This is a genomic window from Sphingomonas sp. PAMC 26605, from assembly GCF_000241485.1.
Classification (GTDB): domain Bacteria; phylum Pseudomonadota; class Alphaproteobacteria; order Sphingomonadales; family Sphingomonadaceae; genus Sphingomonas.
The window spans coordinates 8,403-26,352 of the sequence record NZ_JH584243.1 but is presented as its reverse complement, the minus strand read 5'-3'; the positions used below and the strand labels follow the sequence as shown (position 1 = coordinate 26,352).

The following is a 17,950-nucleotide window of genomic DNA, read 5'->3' as shown; positions in this document are numbered from 1 at the left end:
GCTGTTCGACGGACGTCGACTCCGCGCGCTTACGGTGGTGGACGCCTTCACGCGCGAGGCGCTGGCGATCGACGTCGATCAGGGCATTAAAGGCGAGCAGGTGGTCGAGGCGATGACGCGCATCACGCTGTCGCGTGGTGCGCCCAGGACCATCCGGGTGGACAACGTCCTATGTCGGGAAGCAGCGGCGGGTTTTGGCCAGCAGATATCTATGCGCCGACTACCATCGGCGCGTGATGCATTCTGAGCCAGATGGCTTCCACCGTCAACGGGATCGCTCCCTGCCATAGCAAACACAGGATCCAGCGGTGCCGGAGCAGCCGTGGTCCTCACCGTCCTTAAAACGAGATACGCACCCAGGTGGAAGGCCCGAACATTATCTACAGGGTCGCTTTCGCGCCCTCACGGCACTTGCAGAGAGGGGTCCTTCCACCTGGCATCCAACCGTTCGAGGAACGGCCGGTACTCTGTCCCCGTCTTGATGACGGCGTGAGCCACGCGTGCCATCTTGGCGGTGAGCGCCGTCATTGCCTTGCGACGACGATCGGCATCGTCCGCGTGCCCGGCGGTATATCGTCCGAGCTTATCGCGGAAGCTGTTGTCGCGCTGACGCGCGGCGACCTGGGCGGCCATCCAGAAGGTACGACGCAATCGCGCATTGCCGTACTTGGATAGCTTCGTGCGGCCGCGGAACGTGCCGGACTGGCAGGTTGCGAGATCGAGGCCGCAGAACTTGAGGAACTGGCGGTGATGGTTGAAGCGGCGAAGGTCGCCTGCCTCAGCCAGAATCGTCAGTGCGTTGATCGGTCCGATGCCGGGGATATTGCGCAGCAGTTGGTAATCGACATGCTCTTCGAGCCGGGCATGGGCGAGCCGTTCGATCTCGTCACGCTGGTGGATGAGGCTGCGACCTTGCGCGATGACCATGCGAAACATGGTGATCGCGGCCGAGTCCTCGGGCACCGGCAACGCCGCAGAACTGCAGGCGGTCTCGTATACATCGTTGATCAGCCGGGCCTTGGAGACCTTACGCCCGATTAGTGGCCATGCCTCCGCCGAGAAGGCTTCCCGATCAAGCGCGGTGATGCTGGCCGGGGTGGGAAACCGCTCAATCAGCGCCAGGAACCAGTCCGACCGGCTGTTGCCTGCGAAGCGGGCGATCTCGGGGAAATAGAGCGGTAGGTAATGGGTCAGAATCCGATGCCAGGTCTGGGTCTTCATCTTGGAAACAACCTCGTGGGTCTTCGACAGCTCCTGAAGATCGTTGATGCCGGCGGCGAGCGGATCGACATAGCGCTGGGTCGCGCCAATGCGGAGCATGTGCAGAATGACCTGCGCGTCCTTCGAATCGTTCTTGTCCCAGCCGTTGTGCAGCGCCTCGCGGGTTCGGGCCAAGGCAACCGATGAGATGAGGCGCAACTCGAACCCCGCGGTCAGCAGGCGGTGCGCGAGGGTCCGGTGATAGTTGCCGGTCGCCTCGAACCCGACGACAATGGGGCGACCGATGGCAGCAAGCTGTTCGGCAAAACCGTCATAGTCCTCCTTGGTCGCCATGACGGTCATCCGTCGGCGCCGGCCGCCTTCCGGTCGCTCGATGAAAACCTCCTGCCGGTTCTTGGACATATCGATCGCTACCAGCACAGCGCCGGCGGGTGTAGAACAGAGCTTGGTCATGGTCGGTCGGCCTCCAAAGTGTTGTCTCGACAACTTCACTTTAGACACCTGCTGGCCGGCCATGGCTTGCCCTGATGAAGCCTGCGGCCGCTACGCGGCCTTGTCTTCATCAGGGCCGTCGCGGCTCCCGAACCGGCGCTTCCCAATGTGCTATGGCAGCGAGTTCATCGCTACCGCGGTTCAGAAATGGCTTGGGCAGGTCGGCGTGAAGACGCTGTACATTGCACCGGGCTCGCCATGGGAGAACGGTTACAACGAGAGTTTTAATGGTTCGCTTCGCGACGAGCTGCTCAACGGAGAGATCTTCTACAGCCTTGCCGAAGCAATGGTGCTGATCGAGGCGTGGCGGCGCCATTACAACACCGTCCGGCCGCACAGCAGCCTGGGCTACCGCCCGCCGGCCCCAGAAGCGGCAACACCGCCATTGCCGGTCTCCGGTTCCGCTTCGCTCCACCTCCAACCGGCAATGGCGGCGGGGACGACAATGCACTAACTATCTACCCGGACCACCCGGTGGGGGCTGCTCAGTCACGGCTCGACGAGGGTGAATTGAAACCGCGTTCCACCTCCACGCGATGCTCGGTGCCCCACACGCATAGCGGCATCAGCGCCGCGGCGAGCGTAAGTCCGAACGGCGTCATCGTATAGTCCACCATCGGCGGAACCCGTTGGTAGTCGCGCCGGGTGAGCACGCCGGCCGCGACCAACTCGCGCAGCTGCTGGATCAGCACCTTCTCGCTGACGCCCGCCACCTGTCGCTTCAGCTCGCCGAACCGTCGGGGGCCTCCTTGGAGATGATAGAGGATCAGTGGCTTCCACTTGCCGCCCATCACGGCCAGCGCGAAGTCGAGGCCGCAGACGGGTTCGGGGCTGTTCATCGTGCCGATCGTACACTTACCTCCAGGTAGGTTCTAGCCCATTCGGCAGCGCCGTCCCATCTAGTCCCGGAACGGCAGATGGAGACGACAATGGGCAGACTCGACGGCAAGGTGGCGGTCATCACCGGCGCTAACAGCGGCATTGGCTTGGCGTGCGCGAAGCGCTTCTCGCAGGAGGGCGCGCGCGTGTTCATGACCGGGCGCAGGCAAGCGGAACTCGACGCGGCGGTGACTGAGGTCGGCGGTGCAGCGCGCGGCGTTCCGGGCAATGTCGCGAACCTCGACGACCTCGATCGGCTCTACGAGGTCGTGCGCGCCGAGGCCGGTCGCATAGACGTCTTGCTCGCCAACGCGGGCGGCGGCGACTTCGCCACGCTGGCCGACGTTACTGAGGCGCATTACGACCGCATCTTCGCGACCAACGTTAAGGGTACGTTGTTTACCGTCCAGAAGGCGCTGCCGCTGCTGGTCGACGGCGCGTCGGTGATCCTCACCGGCTCGACCGCGGCGGTCACCGGCGCGCGGGCGTTCAGCGTCTACAGCGCCAGCAAGGCCGCCATTCGTAGCTTCGCCCGCGGCTGGATCCTCGACCTCGCGCCGCGGCGTATTCGCGTCAACGTGCTCGCCCCGGGCGCCACGTCGACGCCGGGGCTGCACGGGCTGGCGGCAGACGAGGAGCAGGACCGGCAGTTCGTGGCGGCGATGGCGGCGGCGACCCCGCTTGGGCGAATGGGGCGGCCGGATGAGATCGCCGCTGCGGCGTTGTTCCTCGCGTCGGACGAGAGCAGTTTCGTCAACGGCAGCGAACTGTTCGCGGATGGCGGGTCGGCGCAGGTCTAGCAGCGATCGCGCCTGCCAGTGATGGCCGGGGCTCACATTTTTCCGTCGTTTGACCAATCCTTGCTCCCCTGCAGCTGATCCACGCTCGTAGCAGGTAGACAAAGGTGACGTGAACTAGCGGCTACTTTCGGGGTTAGGCGGAGTAGAGCTGAACGACCGACTATGAAGTCTTCCTGATGTTAACGTAAACGGTTGCCCGCATCGATTGGTCCTTCGTTTCGTCTCCCAAGTTTCGTCTCCAAGGACATGGCCAATATTTCTAGCCTGCTCCGCCCGTCGCGTTTGGATACAAGGTCGCGTTTGATGGCTAGGCGGCAGCCAGAATTTTGCGATCCAACCAACGATGGCTATCATTTTTATGTGTATCCGGTTTCCGATCGAAAACTAGGAAGCGGGACGGTAGCATCTCACCAATTTCCTGATGCTCCACCGCCTCCGCCCGACCCCCCGCCTCCCGAGCCGCTGCCGTCTTCCCATTTCTCGGGACTTGTGTCGGAACCGCTGCCGCTGGTGCTAGTCGACGAGATGGTCTGGGTGATGTCGGAAGCAGCGTTCGACGATCGCCGACCACGGCGATTGCCGACAAAGGCCAACGCAAACGCCGCAATCATGCAGGCCCAGAAGCCGATGGTCTTAAAAAGCTCATTGACGCTGCGCTGCGGTCGCTGGCGATGCGCGTCGTTGAAAGCGGTCATCGCAGCATCTGTTCTCGCCTTAGCGTCGTCGGGACTAGCCCGAAGCTGCAGGACGATAGCGTCGGTGCCCGCCTCCATGGCCCCGGCGATATCGTCCGCTTGCAGACGGGGCATCATGTCGCGCTGGATGACAGTGCTGGAGAAGGCGTCCGTGAGGATCGTCTCGAGTCCGTACCCAACCTCGATCCTCGGGCCCCGCTGCCCCTTCGGCTGATTAGGAGCGATGAACAGAATCGCGCCGTTATTTACGTCCTTCAACCCCACGCCCCATGCTCGCAGTAGCCTGTAGCCGTAATCGGCGACGTCGCGACCGCCTGTGTCGGGTATCGTCGCCACCACGAGCTGACGGCCAGTGTCGTGCTGAAGGCTGCGCAGCTTTGCGGTCAGATCATCGCGGGTGGCTTGCGGAAGAACGTGCGCCGCATCCACTACCAAGCCGGTCATCGCCGACGGGGTGATACCGTCGTCGACTTGTCCTGCGCTCGCCGGCGCACATCCGATCGTCAACACAAGCCCGATCAGGGCGCAACGCCAACCGAAGGAGGCCCACTCGCGGGGGCGCATACGCTTAGCCATGCCGCCAGAACGGAATAGCGCGATAGAGAACCGGCCAGTCCGGATTGCCGCCGCACTCGTCCTGGCGTGCAACCTCGATCGTCACGAAGCGTCTCCCGTCCCACACGTAGCGGCGGGAGTGGCCGCAATCGCCTGGTCCGCGTCCCTTCACAAATGTCGACAGGACGCCCCCATTATATGACGAGTTGACGAGCTTGCTGCCGTCATCGTCCGCATCCTGCCGGTCGACCGGAGCATCGGCAGTTCGGCCCGCACGATCGACCGTCACGGCAAGACTGGTGAAGTTATAGGCCCCGCCGTCGCAGGCGATCAGCACAAGCCGGCGCTGTTCGTCGAGCGGATAGGTCTGCGCGTCGGCGTCCGTGCCGTCACAGCCGGCCTCTGCGCGCAGCGAAGCAATGCGCGCAGGGGGTAAGGCCGGCCCCTCGCGTCTTGAGCTTTTGACCGCGGCGATGCGCGGCAGGAGAGGGGGAAGCGGGATCTCCCTAGCCGGGTTCGGACCGCGCCGGAGAAGCGCTACGATGGTGCCGATCCGATGCTGCGCGTCGTCGATCGCGAGCAGCACCGCCGCGGCGCCCGCCAGCGATGCGGTGGCCAGCGGTTTGCCGGCCCGATCGGCAAGCGTAAACTTGTCGCCCTTGTGCATGATGGCAAGCAGCCGTTTCGCATCTTCGGAGGAAAAGACGAGACGGTCCTCGGTCCGGCTGGGATCAAGGATCAGCGGCGTGCCATCTACCAGGAACTGCACGGGCGTTGCCGTTCCCTGCGGAAGCTGGACGGCGATCTCGGGCGTGGCGGTCGCTGTGGCGGCCTGGTGAAGCATGAAGACGGCAGTGGCGTCGTCGTCATCGGACCGCAAGGAGCCGGCGACGCATGCCAGCCCGTTGTCGCAGGCCACAAACCAGTCACCGAAGCGACGAACAGACGCCTCTGGAGCCGCAGTCAACGTAAGGAGCAACGCAAACATGATCTAACTCTATCCTCCAGAATATTGCTGTCCTACCTCCGGTAAAGCGATTGAAGTAGAATGCCGCCAACGATCGATGAGTTTCCTTACAAGCGCCGAACACTCCTCGTCCCTCTTTTGATTACGATGGCGACGCTATCTTATGCCGCCGACGTTGATCCCACTGCTGCGGCGCTCGGTCGCTGCCTCGACGATCCCGCAAACAGCAGCACTGCGGGTTCGTCGTTGCCGCATAGCGGATGGTCGCCAGTCCACCACCTAAAGCCCTTGAACAAATGCGATCAGCTGCTCCAGAGCGGTCGGTCGGCAAGATGGACAAGCGGCCGATTTTTGGAAAGCGCCAAGGGGGCCGCGAGTGACCGGCATTGGGTCATGCTGGCCGCCTATCAAGTTAGGGTATGGGAGCGGCTGAAACGATGCGGGTAGTGGGACGAGCTGTCACCAGCTCGCCCGAAGAGGGTGCTATCGATGGGTGCCGTAGTGGTGGCTGCCGGTCTTGCTGGTGTAATGGCCACCGCGATGGCTCGATCCACCATACCCCCCAGAATAGTGACCGCCGTGGCTCCAGGTATGGTGACCACCGCCATAGTGTGGTCCTCCACGTGCGCGGGCTGCGCCGGCCGCGAATAGTGCGACGACGAAAAGTGCCATCTTCATAAATATCTTCCCCGTTCACACCGGTCTCTTCCGGCTGGCTTGCAACATCACGCCATATCGAATGCAGGCAAGCGCAAATGCGCGAAATAACTTCAGCGTACGTCAGTCAAACGCTGCGCACCGGGCTACATGATTGGGGTGGCGCCGCAATTGATCAAGCAGCGCGGCGATCGATCGAAGGCGAGCGATTCCGTCGGAGTCGCCCTGAAGTGCCAAATCGCCAATTCTTTCGGCGACCCACCTCCGCGCGCGTTCGCCGTGCGTTTTCTCGATCGCTAGAGCTTCCGCCCAACGCTCGCGCTGCTCGTTTAGGGTCACTCACCAGTTCCACATGCAGTCGATGACGCCGCGAGCTACGTTGATCGCGAGGAACGCCGCGACCACGCCGATCCCGAACAAGCTAATGCCGTCTTCCAGCGAGGCGCCGGTGGTCCGCGATCTGACCGGCCGTTCAGCATCAGCGGCGACTGGAGATCAAAAGAACTGCGCAACGCCACCGTGGCGCGAGCAAGTCCCTGACCGGTGTGCAGAGAAGCTCATCGACCCGTCGCGGCACTTTGCGGTCGCCCCGTTTGGTCCTGCCGGGTTCGTGCTCTGGCCGGTGACAGGCGCGCGTGATGCAGGAGTTACTGGTGAAGCGCGCGAGGCTGGAACTGCAGCGGGAGCTGAGCGCGACGCAGGTGCTGGCGCAGCGGTCGCGGTGGCACCTTTGCACACTGCCTTGTTTGCATTGCCAGCTTTCGAGCAGTCATAATGGCGTGTAGCCGTCCCGGCGGACGCGACGGGGGCAGCCTTCACTACGGTTGGTGATGGCGCAGCACTCTTGCAAACAGCCTTATTGGCGTTTCCGGCTTTTGAGCAATCGTAGTGTCGCGCGGAGGTGGTGACCGGCGTCACTTGGGTGGCTGCCGGCGCCGTGGCGGCTCCCTTGCAAACCGCCTTGTTTGCATTCCCAGCCTTAGTGCAGTCGTAGTGACGGACCGCTTGAGCGTTTGCGGGCGTCGCGGTCACCGCGAGCGGGGCCAGAATACCTAGGACTGCGAGAAGAATACGCTTCATATTAACCACCCCGATTATGTTCACTCAGTCTGCCCCGTTCACCCGCGCGATGCAATTGGTCAAAGCCAGCGGCTGACACCGCCATGGTGAGAGCAGGTGCCGCGGCGGCTCTCGCTAAAGCTCCATGATCGATCCGCGCATTGCGCGCTTGCTCCAGCTGGCGCTCGGCTTGCTTGGATCGGGCGATGTACCCTGTGCCCGCTATGAGCGGTGTAATAGTCCTCGCCATAAGCGGGTGTCGTTCGGTTACAGATGACGGCATATTATTTTCTGATCGTCCGACGCGCGCTAACCGGCGGGTTCGAACTGACCCGCTGGTCATACATCAGACCATCGCGGCGAGGAGATCATCGACTCGCGCAGTCGCGAACGCCGTAAAGCTGTCGGCGACGCCGTAAGGTATGAGTAACTCGCGACCATTAATTAGTGCGCCGCAGCTGTAAACGACATTGGGAACATAGCCGTCGCGTTCCTCGGGGCTTGGCGACAGGATCGGCTCCGGGGTGCGTGCAAGGACACGCGACGGATCGTCGCGGTCGAGGAGGCAAGCACCAATCGAATAGGTGCGCACGGCGCCGACACCATGGGTCAGGACGAGCCATCCCTCATCGATCTCTATCGGCGATCCGCAATTCCCCATCTGCACTGCTTCCCAGGGGAAGCGCGGCTCGATCAGCTTGGCGCCGCCGTTCCAAGTGAAAAGGTCGTCGGAGGACAAAAGCCAGATGCTCTCGCTGTCCTGCCGGCCAAGCATAAAATAGCGATCGTTGATGCGGCGCGGGAACAGCGCCATGCCCTTTGCGCCCACGGCGTCGCCTGCAAGCTTGCGCATTTCCCAGGATCGAAAGTCGGTGCCGACAAGCATTTCGGATCGCGCGTGCATGCCATCGAACGCAGTGTAGGTGCCATAGTACGTGACTTCGCCGTTGCCCTCGACAAACCGAACCAAGCGAACGTCTTCTATGCCTTGACGCTGGGTGGGCAGAACCGGAAACAACACCGTCTCCGAGATAACATGGCTGCCGCCGCAGTTCAGCTTTAGCTGCGGCATCCCCGCGCGGACCGCGGCAGCGTCAATGACCGGTGGTTGGGTTATCGGTCCGACCGGATCAATCTCGACGCCTCCGCCAAACGTCCAGATGCCAGTCCGGAAACTCACCGACGAAACGTGACCTTCGCCAATGCCTCTTAGCGACATTACAAAGCGGAGAGAGCCGGGCGGCACGTCTTGCTGATCGGGATGCAGAACTGCGCTGGGATTGAACAAGGCAGCTGCCTCGAACGCGTACTCTTCCATGAAAAGGGCGCCGATTAGTTCTCGGCGACGCCCGTTTACGTCCTCGACGTCGATCAGCATCGAGCGTAAATCCTCAAAACGGCGACGAAAGGCCGCGTCAACGTTGCGGTGACGATCGTCGAGGGCGGCAGTTACTTCGCTCAACAAGCGATCGACTTGATGATCGTCAAACCCAATGACGCGGTCGGCGATGACCTGAAGACGCGATGGACCATTGTCATACCCGCCAGGATACCCTGGTTCGAAAGGCCGGATCACGGTGCGCGACGGATCGGGCTTCAGCATGGCATCGTGATGATGAAGAAGCATGGTGTTGTCTGGCGACGATTGGGCGAAGAGCATCGAGCCGAGTTCAGATAAGCGCATTTCTTTCCCCTTGTAGCAGCGGACCCTGGTCTCAGGATCAGTTCGGTCAAAAACTGTGCTCGGTTACGTCTGCTTGCTCAAATGGCCATATTTCCGCGCGAGGGGTCGTAACCGCAACCTGATTGACTGCGTATAATGGTCAAGCGGACGGTTGTCCTCACCTGCGTGGTCAGGCTGGACCTTCGCCCGCCTCGAAAGAACCGTAAGGAGAATTACGATGAAGGCCATTTTCCGGGCGCCGAGCGCCTTTGGCATAGCGGCGATCGGAGCAGCTGGCCTGCTCGCCGCGCCGGGCTTGCCGGCCGCTACCGCCAAGGCAGCGGCCGGGGCGCCGGTGGTGGTCGAACTCTTTCAGAGCCAGGGTTGCTCATCCTGCCCCCCGGCAAATGCCAACCTCAACGCGATCGCCGACCGGCCTGATGTTATCCCATTATCCTTCGGTGTGACTTACTGGGATCAGCTCGGCTGGAAGGACACCTTTGCCCGTCCGCAATTTACCGCGCGACAGTGGGACTATGCACGCAGCGCCGGCCGTTCGCAGGTCGCTACGCCGCAAATAGTTATCAATGGCGGACGACAGACTGTTGTAGGAAACGACCGGCAGCAGCTCGAAGCGGCCATCGGTGCCGCGCGCCACGCCGGCGGTCCTTCGATTACGATTGCCGGTAACCGGATTGCGGTTAGCGCGGCGAACGCTTCGAAGCCAGCAACGGTCTGGGTCGTCCGGTACGATCCGCGAAGCAACAATGTGCCGATCCGGGCAGGTGAGAATGGCGGACGCACGCTACCGCACCGGAACATTGTCCGCCAGTTAAACGCCGTTCGGACATGGTCTGGGACTGCGGCGAGCTTCACGCTGCCGCCCAACCCCAATCCGATCCTGCGTACCGCGGTGCTGGTTCAAAGCGGCAGAGGCGGCGCGATCGTCGCAGCGACGCGTCTCTAGCTGTCAATCTTCCGGAGGGGAGGCGTGCCACATCGCACATTCCTCGACCGGGGCAGACTAATCCTACAGGAGTGACACCAACATGAAGATCGCAATGGTCGGCCTCGGGCGTATGGGCGGCAACATGGCGCGACGACTGTTGCGCGACGGGCACCAAGTCGTCGCATTCGACCGGGACGCCTCGGCGGTGGCGGGGCTTGCCAAGGAGGGCGCCACGGCTGCGAAGTCGTTAGAGGAGGTCGTTGCCGCGCTGGACCCGCCCCGAGTATTGTGGGTGATGCTGCCCGCCGGCGATCCGACCGAAGAGACGATCCAAGAGCTGGCCGCTCTGGGCGACGAGGGCGATATAATCGTCGACGGCGGCAACAGCTACTATCGCGACGATATCCGTCGCTCGCAGGACTGCCGGCTGAGGAAGGTCCGCTATGTCGATGTCGGCGTGTCTGGTGGCGTATGGGGCCTCGAGCGCGGCTATTGCATGATGGTGGGCGGCGACAAGGGGGCGCTCGACCTGCTCGATCCGGTTCTCGCGTCTCTCGCACCTGGCGTAGGAACCATCGACCGGACGAAGGGGCGCGACACGACCGATGACCGCGCCGAGCGCGGCTATATCCATGCCGGCCCGCCAGGCTCAAGCCATTTCGTGAAGATGGTCCATAACGGCATCGAATATGGTATCATGCAGGCCTATGCCGAGGGGTTCGACATCCTGAAGAGCCGGGGCAAGTGCGAGCGCGTGCCCGAGAGCGAGAGGTTCGAGCTCAACCTGACAGATGTGGCCGAGGTGTGGCGGCGCGGTTCTGTGATCTCCTCCTGGCTGCTCGACCTGTGCGCCACCGCCCTTGCCGAGGATAACCAGTTGGCCGACTTCTCTGGCATGGTTAGCGATTCCGGCGAGGGCCAGTGGACAATCGACGCCGCGATGGAGCAGGCAGTGCCGATTCACGTCCTCTCGGCGGCGCTGTTTGCGCGTTATCGCAGCCGCGTCGACCCGACGTTCGGGGACAAACTGCTATCGGCGATGCGTTTCGGATTCGGCGGGCATGTCGAGATGGCGCAATGATCGACCGCGCGCCCGCCGCGACGCTCGTGATCTTCGGAGCGACGGGCGACCCGACGCGGCGATTGCTCGCCCCCGCGCCTGTGCATTTGATGGGCGACGGGCTGCTCGACGACGGATTCAAGGTTCTCGGCGTTGCGCGGGAGATGGGCGACGACGCGATGCTGTGCGACAGGCTGGAGAACTTCCTCCGCGAAGACGGCGCATTGGAGGAGGAAGGAGACCAGCGCGACTGGGACGCCCTGCGCGATCGGATCAGCTACCGGTCGGGTGATTTCGCGGACGAAGCGCTGTTTACCGCGCTGGCCACCGAGCTGAGCGGCCCCGTAATCTTCTACCTCGCGACGGCGCCGTCGTTCTTCGGCCCGCTAGTCGACGCGCTGCAGGACGCCGGGTTGCTGGACGAAGCCGACGGCTTTCGCAAGATCGCGGTTGAAAAACCGTTCGGTACCGACCTTGCTTCCTCCTGTGCGCTCAACGCGCGGTTGCTGGGGCGAGCGGCGGAGACGCAGATTTTTCGGGTTGATCACTTCCTGGGCAAGGAAACGGTGCAGAACATCATGTTAGCGCGCTTCGGCAACGCGCTGACCGAGGCGGTGTGGAACAACCGCTATGTCGACCACGTCCAGATCACCGTCGCCGAGACCGTCCCTGTTGGCAGCCGTGGCGCCTTTTACGACGCGACCGGCGCGTTGTGCGACATGGTCGCCAATCACCTGTTCCAACTGCTCGCAATGGTGGCGATGGAGCCGCCAAACCGCTTTGATGCAGAAGCGATCCGCGACGAAAAGGCGCGCGTGCTGAAAGCCGTGCATCCGGTTCGGCCGGAGGACACGGTGCGCGGCCGCTATGTGGCAGGTGAGGCTGGCGGCAAATCCGTTGTCGACTATCGCGCGGAGCAGAACGTCGCGGAGGATAGCCGCACCGAAACCTGCGTCGCGGCCAAAGTGGCGATCGACATCTGGCGCTGGGCGGGCGTGCCTTTTTACCTGCGTACCGGCAAGGCGCTAACCGCGCGAGAAAGCGAAATCGTGATCGGGTTTCGCGACGCACCCGCCACATCGTTTGAGGGCGTCGCAGGCGAACGCCCCGCCAACGAGCTGGTGATCCAGATCCAGCCTCGCGAAGGCCTCCATTTTGGCATCGTTGTAAAGCAGCCGGGGCCTACCCTGACCACGGCGTCCGTCGCACTCGACTTTTGCTATGCCGAGACGTTCGGGTTCGGTCGGCCGACTGGTTACGAGACGCTGATCTACGACCTGCTGATCGGCGACCAGACGCTGTTCCAGCGCGCCGACATGGTCGAGGCCTGCTGGACGGCGGTGGTGCCCCTGATCGAAGCTTGGCGGCAAGGCGAGCCGGAGGATTACGCTGCTGGAACGACGGGACCCGCGGGGGCTGCCGCGCTGATGGCACGCGGTGGCCGGACATGGAGGGCGATCGCATGACCGCGCTCGACCGATAGTGTCTTACCCTACCAACCATGAGGCGAACGCCATGAGGGTCGAGCAGGACTATTTGCGCAGGCGCAGCGCGGAGGAGGAGGCGCGCGGTTCCCAGGCGTCGTGCCTGTCGGCGAAGCGGGCCCATCTCGCGCTCGCCGCGGCTTATGCTAGCCGAGCGGCTTCGCTCGCTGACAAATCAGATCATGAGGAAATGTTGTGAAGGGATTCGTCGTCGAGGCAATCGAGCCCGTAACGCTCGGCCGTCAGAACCGGTTGGTCGACATGTATGTGCTCAGCCCGTTCATTTGGCGGACCGATGATCGCTACGAACTTCTCGTGCGGGCTGTGCCGCGACGCGACGACGAACCGCGGTTGAAGATGGCGGAAATTTGGTACGGCACGTCATCCAACGGCCTGCATTTCGAGATGGATGAGGCGCCTGTCATCTTTCCCGGGCCCGGCCTTGAGGATCTCGACGGCTGCGAAGATCCGACGGTGATTGTCGCAGAGGGACGCGTGCATTGTTGGTACACCGGCTGGAACGAGGCCCAGCGAACCGGGCGGCTAATGTATGCGGCGGGATCAGACGCGCGCAGCCTCAACAAGCAGCGCCGCGTCCTCGACTCGCGCCCGCCCTATGCCAACCCCAAGGAAGCTACGGTCGCGCCCGCTGCCGACGGATCATGGCGGTTGCTGTTCGAATATGCCGAAGACGAGCATTCCAAGATCGGTGTCGCCGCCGCCCCGGACCTGCACGGCCCTTGGGAGGTGATCGGACCGTTGCTCGATGCCAGGCCCGATCATTGGGACAATTGGCACCTGTCGACCGGGCCGGTGATCGGCGCGGGTTCCAAGCAGCCGGTGATGTTCTACAATGGCGCGACACACGACGCGCACTGGCGAATTGGCTGGGCCGTGCTGGACGTGCGCTTGGGACGGGTGGTCGCACGATGCGACGGTCCGCTGATCGCGCCCGAAGCGCTGGCGTCGGGCGCTACGGATATCGCCTTCGCCGCTTCAGCGGTCGAGGACGAAAACCACGTCTGGCTATATTATTCGCTGTCGGACAAGGATCTGTTCCGAGCAAGATTGCGCCGGCTATGAGCAACACTGGTGTCCTTGCGGGCCGCGTCGCGGTCGTCACCGGCGGAGGCTCGGGTATCGGTGAAGCCTGCGTCCAGGCAATTGCCGAGCGCGGCGCCGCCGTCGCCATCGGCATCGTCGGCGACGAGGACGTGAGCGAGCGTGTCGCCGCGATCGAGGCGGCGGGCGGCCGCGCCCTCGCGTTGCCGCTCGACGTGGCGGACGAGGCCGCGGTCGAGACTGCGTTCGATCGAGTCGCAGTGGCGCTCGGCGTACCCGACATCCTGATCAACTCGGCCGGACTGAACATGTCGGGCGTCGAAGTGGCCGACATGCCGCTGGACCAGTGGAGGCGACTGATCGACACTGACCTAACCGGCACGTTTCTTACCTCGCGCCGGTTCGTGCGCGATCTGAAGCGGGTGGGACGGGGTGGTGCAATCATTAACATCACCTCCATCCACGCTTTTGCCATGCGGGCAGGCGGGGCGGACTACACTGCCGCGAAAGGTGGACAGGCCAATTTGGGTGCCACGCTGGCGCTGGAGGTTGCGCGGCACGGGATCACGGTAAATTCCATTGCGCCAGGCATGATCCTGACGCCGCTCAACAAGCAGGCCCTCGACGATCCGGAGTATCTCCACAAGATCGAGCGCAACATCCCCGTCGGTCGCGCCGGCCGGCCGGAGGAAGTGGCGCGGCTCGCGGCTTTTCTGGCGTCGCCCGACGCCGCCTACATAACGGGCACGTCGATCACTATCGACGGTGGCCTGTCGCTGCTCGTGGGGCAGGGGGCCTGACCGACAATCAACGGAGAAACCCCCTGCGCGCGTATTTGACTCTGGCTTTGGCGGTCTCCGCCTGCGGAGCGTCCAGCGAACCTCCGTCGACACCCCGGCAGGAGAGGCTTGCCGCTGACGCCGCTTCGCCCATCACGCTGACCGCCACCGATGGGGTAGAGATCGACGGTGACTATCGCCGGGCGACGAGGCCCCGGGTGTTGATCCTGTTGTTCCATCAGGCGGGGTCCGGCAAAGGCGAGTATGCCACTATCGCCCCACGTCTGGCCGCGGCGGGCTACAGCTCGCTGGCAATCGACCAGCGCGTGGGCGGACCGCTGTTCGGCGTCAATGCCACCGCGGCGCGATTCGACCGCCCAGCGGCCTATCTGGAAGCGCAGCGCGACCTGGAGGCGGCGCTGGCTTGGGGACGTGCCCAAGGCCTGCCGATCATCCTGTGGGGCAGCAGCTATTCGGCTGCGTTGGTGTTCCGCGTCGCAGCGGCGCACCCGCAAGGAGTGGCAGCGGTGCTGGCCTTTTCGCCGGGCGAATATCTCGACAACAAGCAGGCGGTGGCGCACGCCGCGGCTGCCGTCCGCGTGCCGGTGTTCGTCACGTCGGCCAGCGACGCGGGCGAGATAGCGGCGGCGCGCGCCATCCTTGCGGCCTCGCCAGCCCCGCTGAAGCGTCAATACCTGCCGCGCGCCGGGATTCACGGCTCTTCCACGCTCATTCCAGTAAAGAATGCGGCGGGCGCAGCGGGGAACTGGGTAGCGATGCTGGACTTTCTCCACCGCGTCAGCGGACCTACGACACCATCATGACCGTCCGCCGGCCCGGCGTAATCGTCCGCCATTCGTCAGCCGTCGCCGGTCTTGAAAGCGATGGCCTCCACCTCGATTTTCCATTCGGGCATGACCAGCGCCGCTGCCGCGACCAGAGTCGATGCTGGGCGCGCGCCCTCCAAAAACGGCTCGCGGATACCCGCCAGCGGCCGCGCATCGCCGATGTCAGTCAGAAACGTTGTCACTTTGACCAGATCGTGGACGGTCATTTCGGCGGCGGCAAGTATCGCGACGATATTGCGCCAGCAGAGCGTTGCCTGCGCGGCGAATGTATCGGGTGTCTGGCCGTCAGGGTCGACTCCCAATTGCCCGGAAATGTAGAGCGTCTTTCCAGCACCGCGGATTTCTACCGCGTGGCTGTAGGCACCCGCAGGCGGATAAATGCCCTTGGGCGCGATCGTTCGATTGTTCATGGCTGTTCTCCTGTTTGCACCTGTCAACCGCGCACCTTGCGGCCGAGGAAGTCCAGCATCGCTTCGCGGATCTCTGTTATGTGCGTCTCAAGCGCGAGGTGGCGGGTATCGTAGAAATGCAGCTCGGTGTCGGGAATGTCACGCTTGAACGCCGTGGCACCAGGTGACAGGAAATACGCGATCTGCGTGTCGGCCAGCCTGCGACAGTGACGGCGGACATGTATGGCAAGAGCCTGGTGTCCCATGGCCGCGCCGTCGGGCTTGGCGCCAGCAGCGGCAATGCCTTCGCGCTTCAGCCACCGCAAACGCCAGCGGCAATTTGATTAAGATCACGTAGCGCATGCTAATGCGGATCGCGCTCGATCGCCGCGAGTTGCAGCGCAATCCGCCGCGCGTCGGACTGTCTGTGGCGACGATCGTCGATACGGCGGATCAATAGGGTAGGATGGTGGGCGCCCGCGCGCGCGCGACCTATGTCGGAATTTCGAGCGACTCGGGCGGTCCCGGCGTCAAACCGAAGATCGAGCAGACCATCGCGGCGAACCGCTGATGCGCGCGGCGCGTTCGTCCGTTCGTCCGTTCGTCCGTCCGTTCGTCGCGGCCGCGTGGCGTGTTGTCCGCACAGGGGCCCCATCTGGCCCGACGTCTGAATTTGTTCAGCCCGCGGATCACCCTGTTCGATAGCGCTTGCAGGTGGCGGTACGGGAAAGCACCGCCCACGGTTGGGTCTCTAGCAATGCTAGGTTTTGCTTGCCGGATCTCACCAGAACTTCGTGGAGAGGAAACCAATCTACCTGTACATCTTCGTCAACGACGCGTCGAAAGTGAACCGGCTGCGTCGCATTTTGCCGGGCTCACGTGGATTGTGATGGTATCGCCTTTACCGCCACTCGCGAAGCGGTTTACGATTAGCAGCTCGAGCATGATGTTTGAAATTATCAAATTCGTACCCGATGGCTTGCGAGCGCCGTGATACTGACCGGAGTGCAGAGTGCGGATGGCAACGAGCGAAGCCGAGCTCAAAATGCTGATGATTGGCGGCCTCGACGGCGATGCGGCTGCTCATGGTCGGTTGCTGCGCGCGCTCGTGCCGCTTTTGCAATCGTTCTATCGTCGCCGCCTCTCGCAAGCCGAAGACGTCGATGACCTTGTACAGGACACATTAATCGCTTTGCACATTCGCCGCGAAACCTTCGATCGAGATCGACCCTTTACCGCCTGGCTCTATGCGATCGCCCGCTACCGGGCAATCGATCACTATCGACGCCGCCGCTCAACAGTGCCGATTGAAGACGTGGAATCCATCCTTGTAGCTGAGGGATTCGAGGATGCGGCTAATGCACGCATTGACGTCAACACTCTCCTATCGACTCTGTCCACCAAGCAAGCGCGGGCGATCCGCGACACGCATCTCTATGGAAAGAGTGTATCGGAAGCTGCCGCCGGCGCTGACGTTGGAGAATCAGACGTGAAGGTGTCCGTACATCGTGGCCTGAAGGCGCTTAGCGCCCTGATCAGGGGTTTATGACGGTGAATACCGAAGAGCTTATTGACATGCTTAGCCGTGACGTTCCCCGGGTGCCGCGTCATGCGGTGGTAAAGCGCGTGGGAGTCGGCATCGTGGCCGGCGGCCTTGTCGCAATGCTGCTGGCTGCCGCCGCACTGGGAATTCGGCCAGACCTTCGTGTAGCCATCCATGGCTTTTCATTCTGGATGAAGTGGGGTTACACCATATCGCTAGCGCTGGGCGCGACCTACGTGGTCACGCGTATCGCGCGGCCCGCTCCGCTATCGCTGCGTGGGCTCTGGTTGATGACCGCTCCGGTGCTTGTCCTGGCCAGTATTGGGGTCGGTGAGCTTGTCCGAACGCCGCCATCGGACTGGCTGCAGATGTGGCTTGGCCGGAGCTGGACACTATGTCCCTGGCTGGTGCTGACCTTAGCTGCGCCCATCTTCACTGGACTCGTCTGGTCGTTTCGCAAGCTCGCGCCCACGCGATTGCGGGCTGCGGGGGCGATTACTGGTCTCAGCGCGGGGGCATGGGCTGCGACGATCTATTGCCTGCATTGTCCCGAGGTCTCCGCAATCTTCGTGCTTACCTGGTACACCCTGGGAGTCCTGCTCGCGGCAGCCATAGGCGCGCTGATTGGTCCTGGAGCCTTACGTTGGTGATGCTCTATCGAACGCCCGCTGTCTCAAGCATTTTTAAGTGTGCTGCCGTCATTTTCGTCGTGCGGTCATACCGCTTTAGTCCAAGCCGAAAGACGCAGCGAATTGTCGGCGCGAACCGATCAATCGCCGAACCATCATCATCGTGATCGCTTGAACGACGCCCCCCTGAGTCTCATGGAGCCGTTCGTCGGGACCGAT

Annotated in this window: 18 protein-coding genes and 3 pseudogenes; 11 read left to right on the top strand and 10 right to left on the bottom strand. The window is 62.9% G+C overall.

All coding sequences use genetic code 11. The features are described 5' to 3' along the window. A pseudogene (locus RH90_RS19620) lies at positions 1-166 on the top strand (IS3 family transposase); the annotation flags it as partial. A 214-nt stretch (positions 167-380) separates the two neighbouring features. Here the strand turns inward: RH90_RS19620 and RH90_RS19615 are convergent. Continuing rightward, a pseudogene (locus tag RH90_RS19615) lies at positions 381-1,674 on the bottom strand (IS110 family transposase). 154 nt (positions 1,675-1,828) lie between these two features. Here RH90_RS19615 and RH90_RS19610 point away from each other — a divergent pair. Beyond that, positions 1,829-2,167 (top strand): annotated as a pseudogene (locus RH90_RS19610) (integrase core domain-containing protein); the annotation flags it as partial. 31 nt (positions 2,168-2,198) lie between these two features. On the opposite strand, the gene RH90_RS19605 reads toward RH90_RS19610, so the two are convergent. Beyond that, positions 2,199-2,552 carry a winged helix-turn-helix transcriptional regulator gene (locus RH90_RS19605; RefSeq protein ID WP_010188311.1) on the bottom strand — a complete coding sequence of 118 codons (354 nt, stop codon included), beginning with the start codon at positions 2,550-2,552 and terminating at the stop codon, positions 2,199-2,201. A 90-nt stretch (positions 2,553-2,642) separates the two neighbouring features. On the opposite strand from RH90_RS19605, the gene RH90_RS19600 reads away from it, so the two are divergent. Further along, positions 2,643-3,392 (top strand): SDR family NAD(P)-dependent oxidoreductase, encoded by a 750-nt coding sequence (locus RH90_RS19600; protein WP_010188309.1) that lies wholly within the window; start codon positions 2,643-2,645, stop codon positions 3,390-3,392. A gap of 407 nt (positions 3,393-3,799) precedes the next feature. Here the strand turns inward: RH90_RS19600 and RH90_RS19595 are convergent, their stop codons facing one another. The 6 genes from RH90_RS19595 to RH90_RS19585 form a co-directional block, all read right to left on the bottom strand. Next, entirely contained in the window at positions 3,800-4,597 is a 798-nt protein-coding gene (locus tag RH90_RS19595) for a TPM domain-containing protein (RefSeq protein WP_232280455.1), read from the bottom strand. A 58-nt stretch (positions 4,598-4,655) separates the two neighbouring features. Continuing rightward, positions 4,656-5,630: a DUF1176 domain-containing protein gene (locus tag RH90_RS19590; protein WP_081477043.1), complete on the bottom strand. Its 975-nt coding sequence runs from the start codon at positions 5,628-5,630 to the stop codon at positions 4,656-4,658. 759 nt (positions 5,631-6,389) lie between these two features. Then, a complete protein-coding gene (locus RH90_RS24845; protein WP_442852476.1) occupies positions 6,390-6,605 on the bottom strand; it encodes a DUF6961 family protein in 216 nt (71 codons plus the stop codon). Positions 6,606-6,761: 156 nt separating this feature from the next. Next, entirely contained in the window at positions 6,762-7,346 is a 585-nt protein-coding gene (locus tag RH90_RS24840) for a DUF3761 domain-containing protein (protein WP_198283475.1), read from the bottom strand. A gap of 59 nt (positions 7,347-7,405) precedes the next feature. Next, positions 7,406-7,600, bottom strand: coding sequence for a DUF3761 domain-containing protein (locus RH90_RS24835; protein ID WP_081477058.1), 195 nt, complete (start codon positions 7,598-7,600; stop codon positions 7,406-7,408). Positions 7,601-7,671: 71 nt separating this feature from the next. Beyond that, positions 7,672-9,009: a glycoside hydrolase family 130 protein gene (locus RH90_RS19585; protein WP_010188301.1), complete on the bottom strand. Its 1,338-nt coding sequence runs from the start codon at positions 9,007-9,009 to the stop codon at positions 7,672-7,674. Between the two features lie 217 nt (positions 9,010-9,226). On the opposite strand from RH90_RS19585, the gene RH90_RS22880 reads away from it, so the two are divergent. From RH90_RS22880 to RH90_RS19550, 6 genes are all read left to right on the top strand, one after another. Next, a complete protein-coding gene (locus tag RH90_RS22880) occupies positions 9,227-9,955 on the top strand; it encodes a DUF1223 domain-containing protein (RefSeq protein ID WP_010188299.1) in 729 nt (242 codons plus the stop codon). An 82-nt stretch (positions 9,956-10,037) separates the two neighbouring features. After that, positions 10,038-11,018, top strand: a complete 981-nt coding sequence (gene gnd, locus RH90_RS19575; protein WP_010188297.1) for a phosphogluconate dehydrogenase (NAD(+)-dependent, decarboxylating) — start codon at positions 10,038-10,040, stop codon at positions 11,016-11,018. Continuing rightward, a complete protein-coding gene (gene zwf / locus RH90_RS19570) occupies positions 11,015-12,463 on the top strand; it encodes a glucose-6-phosphate dehydrogenase (RefSeq protein ID WP_010188295.1) in 1,449 nt (482 codons plus the stop codon). The genes gnd and zwf overlap by 4 nt, the downstream gene beginning before the upstream one ends. Before the next feature lie 213 nt (positions 12,464-12,676). Further along, positions 12,677-13,564, top strand: coding sequence for a hypothetical protein (locus RH90_RS19560; RefSeq protein ID WP_010188294.1), 888 nt, complete (start codon positions 12,677-12,679; stop codon positions 13,562-13,564). Further along, complete coding sequence (locus RH90_RS19555) at positions 13,561-14,343, top strand: SDR family NAD(P)-dependent oxidoreductase (protein WP_010188293.1); 783 nt, start codon at positions 13,561-13,563, stop codon at positions 14,341-14,343. The genes RH90_RS19560 and RH90_RS19555 overlap by 4 nt, the downstream gene beginning before the upstream one ends. Before the next feature lie 197 nt (positions 14,344-14,540). Then, positions 14,541-15,146, top strand: a complete 606-nt coding sequence (locus RH90_RS19550; protein ID WP_010188292.1) for an alpha/beta hydrolase — start codon at positions 14,541-14,543, stop codon at positions 15,144-15,146. A gap of 35 nt (positions 15,147-15,181) precedes the next feature. On the opposite strand, the gene RH90_RS19545 is transcribed toward RH90_RS19550, so the two are convergent. Beyond that, positions 15,182-15,580, bottom strand: a complete 399-nt coding sequence (locus RH90_RS19545; RefSeq protein ID WP_010188291.1) for a RidA family protein — start codon at positions 15,578-15,580, stop codon at positions 15,182-15,184. 23 nt (positions 15,581-15,603) lie between these two features. Then, complete coding sequence (locus tag RH90_RS24070) at positions 15,604-15,885, bottom strand: hypothetical protein (RefSeq protein WP_010188290.1); 282 nt, start codon at positions 15,883-15,885, stop codon at positions 15,604-15,606. Between the two features lie 692 nt (positions 15,886-16,577). On the opposite strand from RH90_RS24070, the gene RH90_RS19535 reads away from it, so the two are divergent. Further along, complete coding sequence (locus RH90_RS19535; RefSeq protein ID WP_010188288.1) at positions 16,578-17,108, top strand: sigma-70 family RNA polymerase sigma factor; 531 nt, start codon at positions 16,578-16,580, stop codon at positions 17,106-17,108. Between the two features lie 2 nt (positions 17,109-17,110). Continuing rightward, complete coding sequence (locus tag RH90_RS19530) at positions 17,111-17,752, top strand: DUF1109 domain-containing protein (RefSeq protein WP_029625500.1); 642 nt, start codon at positions 17,111-17,113, stop codon at positions 17,750-17,752. The last annotated feature ends 198 nt before the right edge of the window (positions 17,753-17,950 follow it).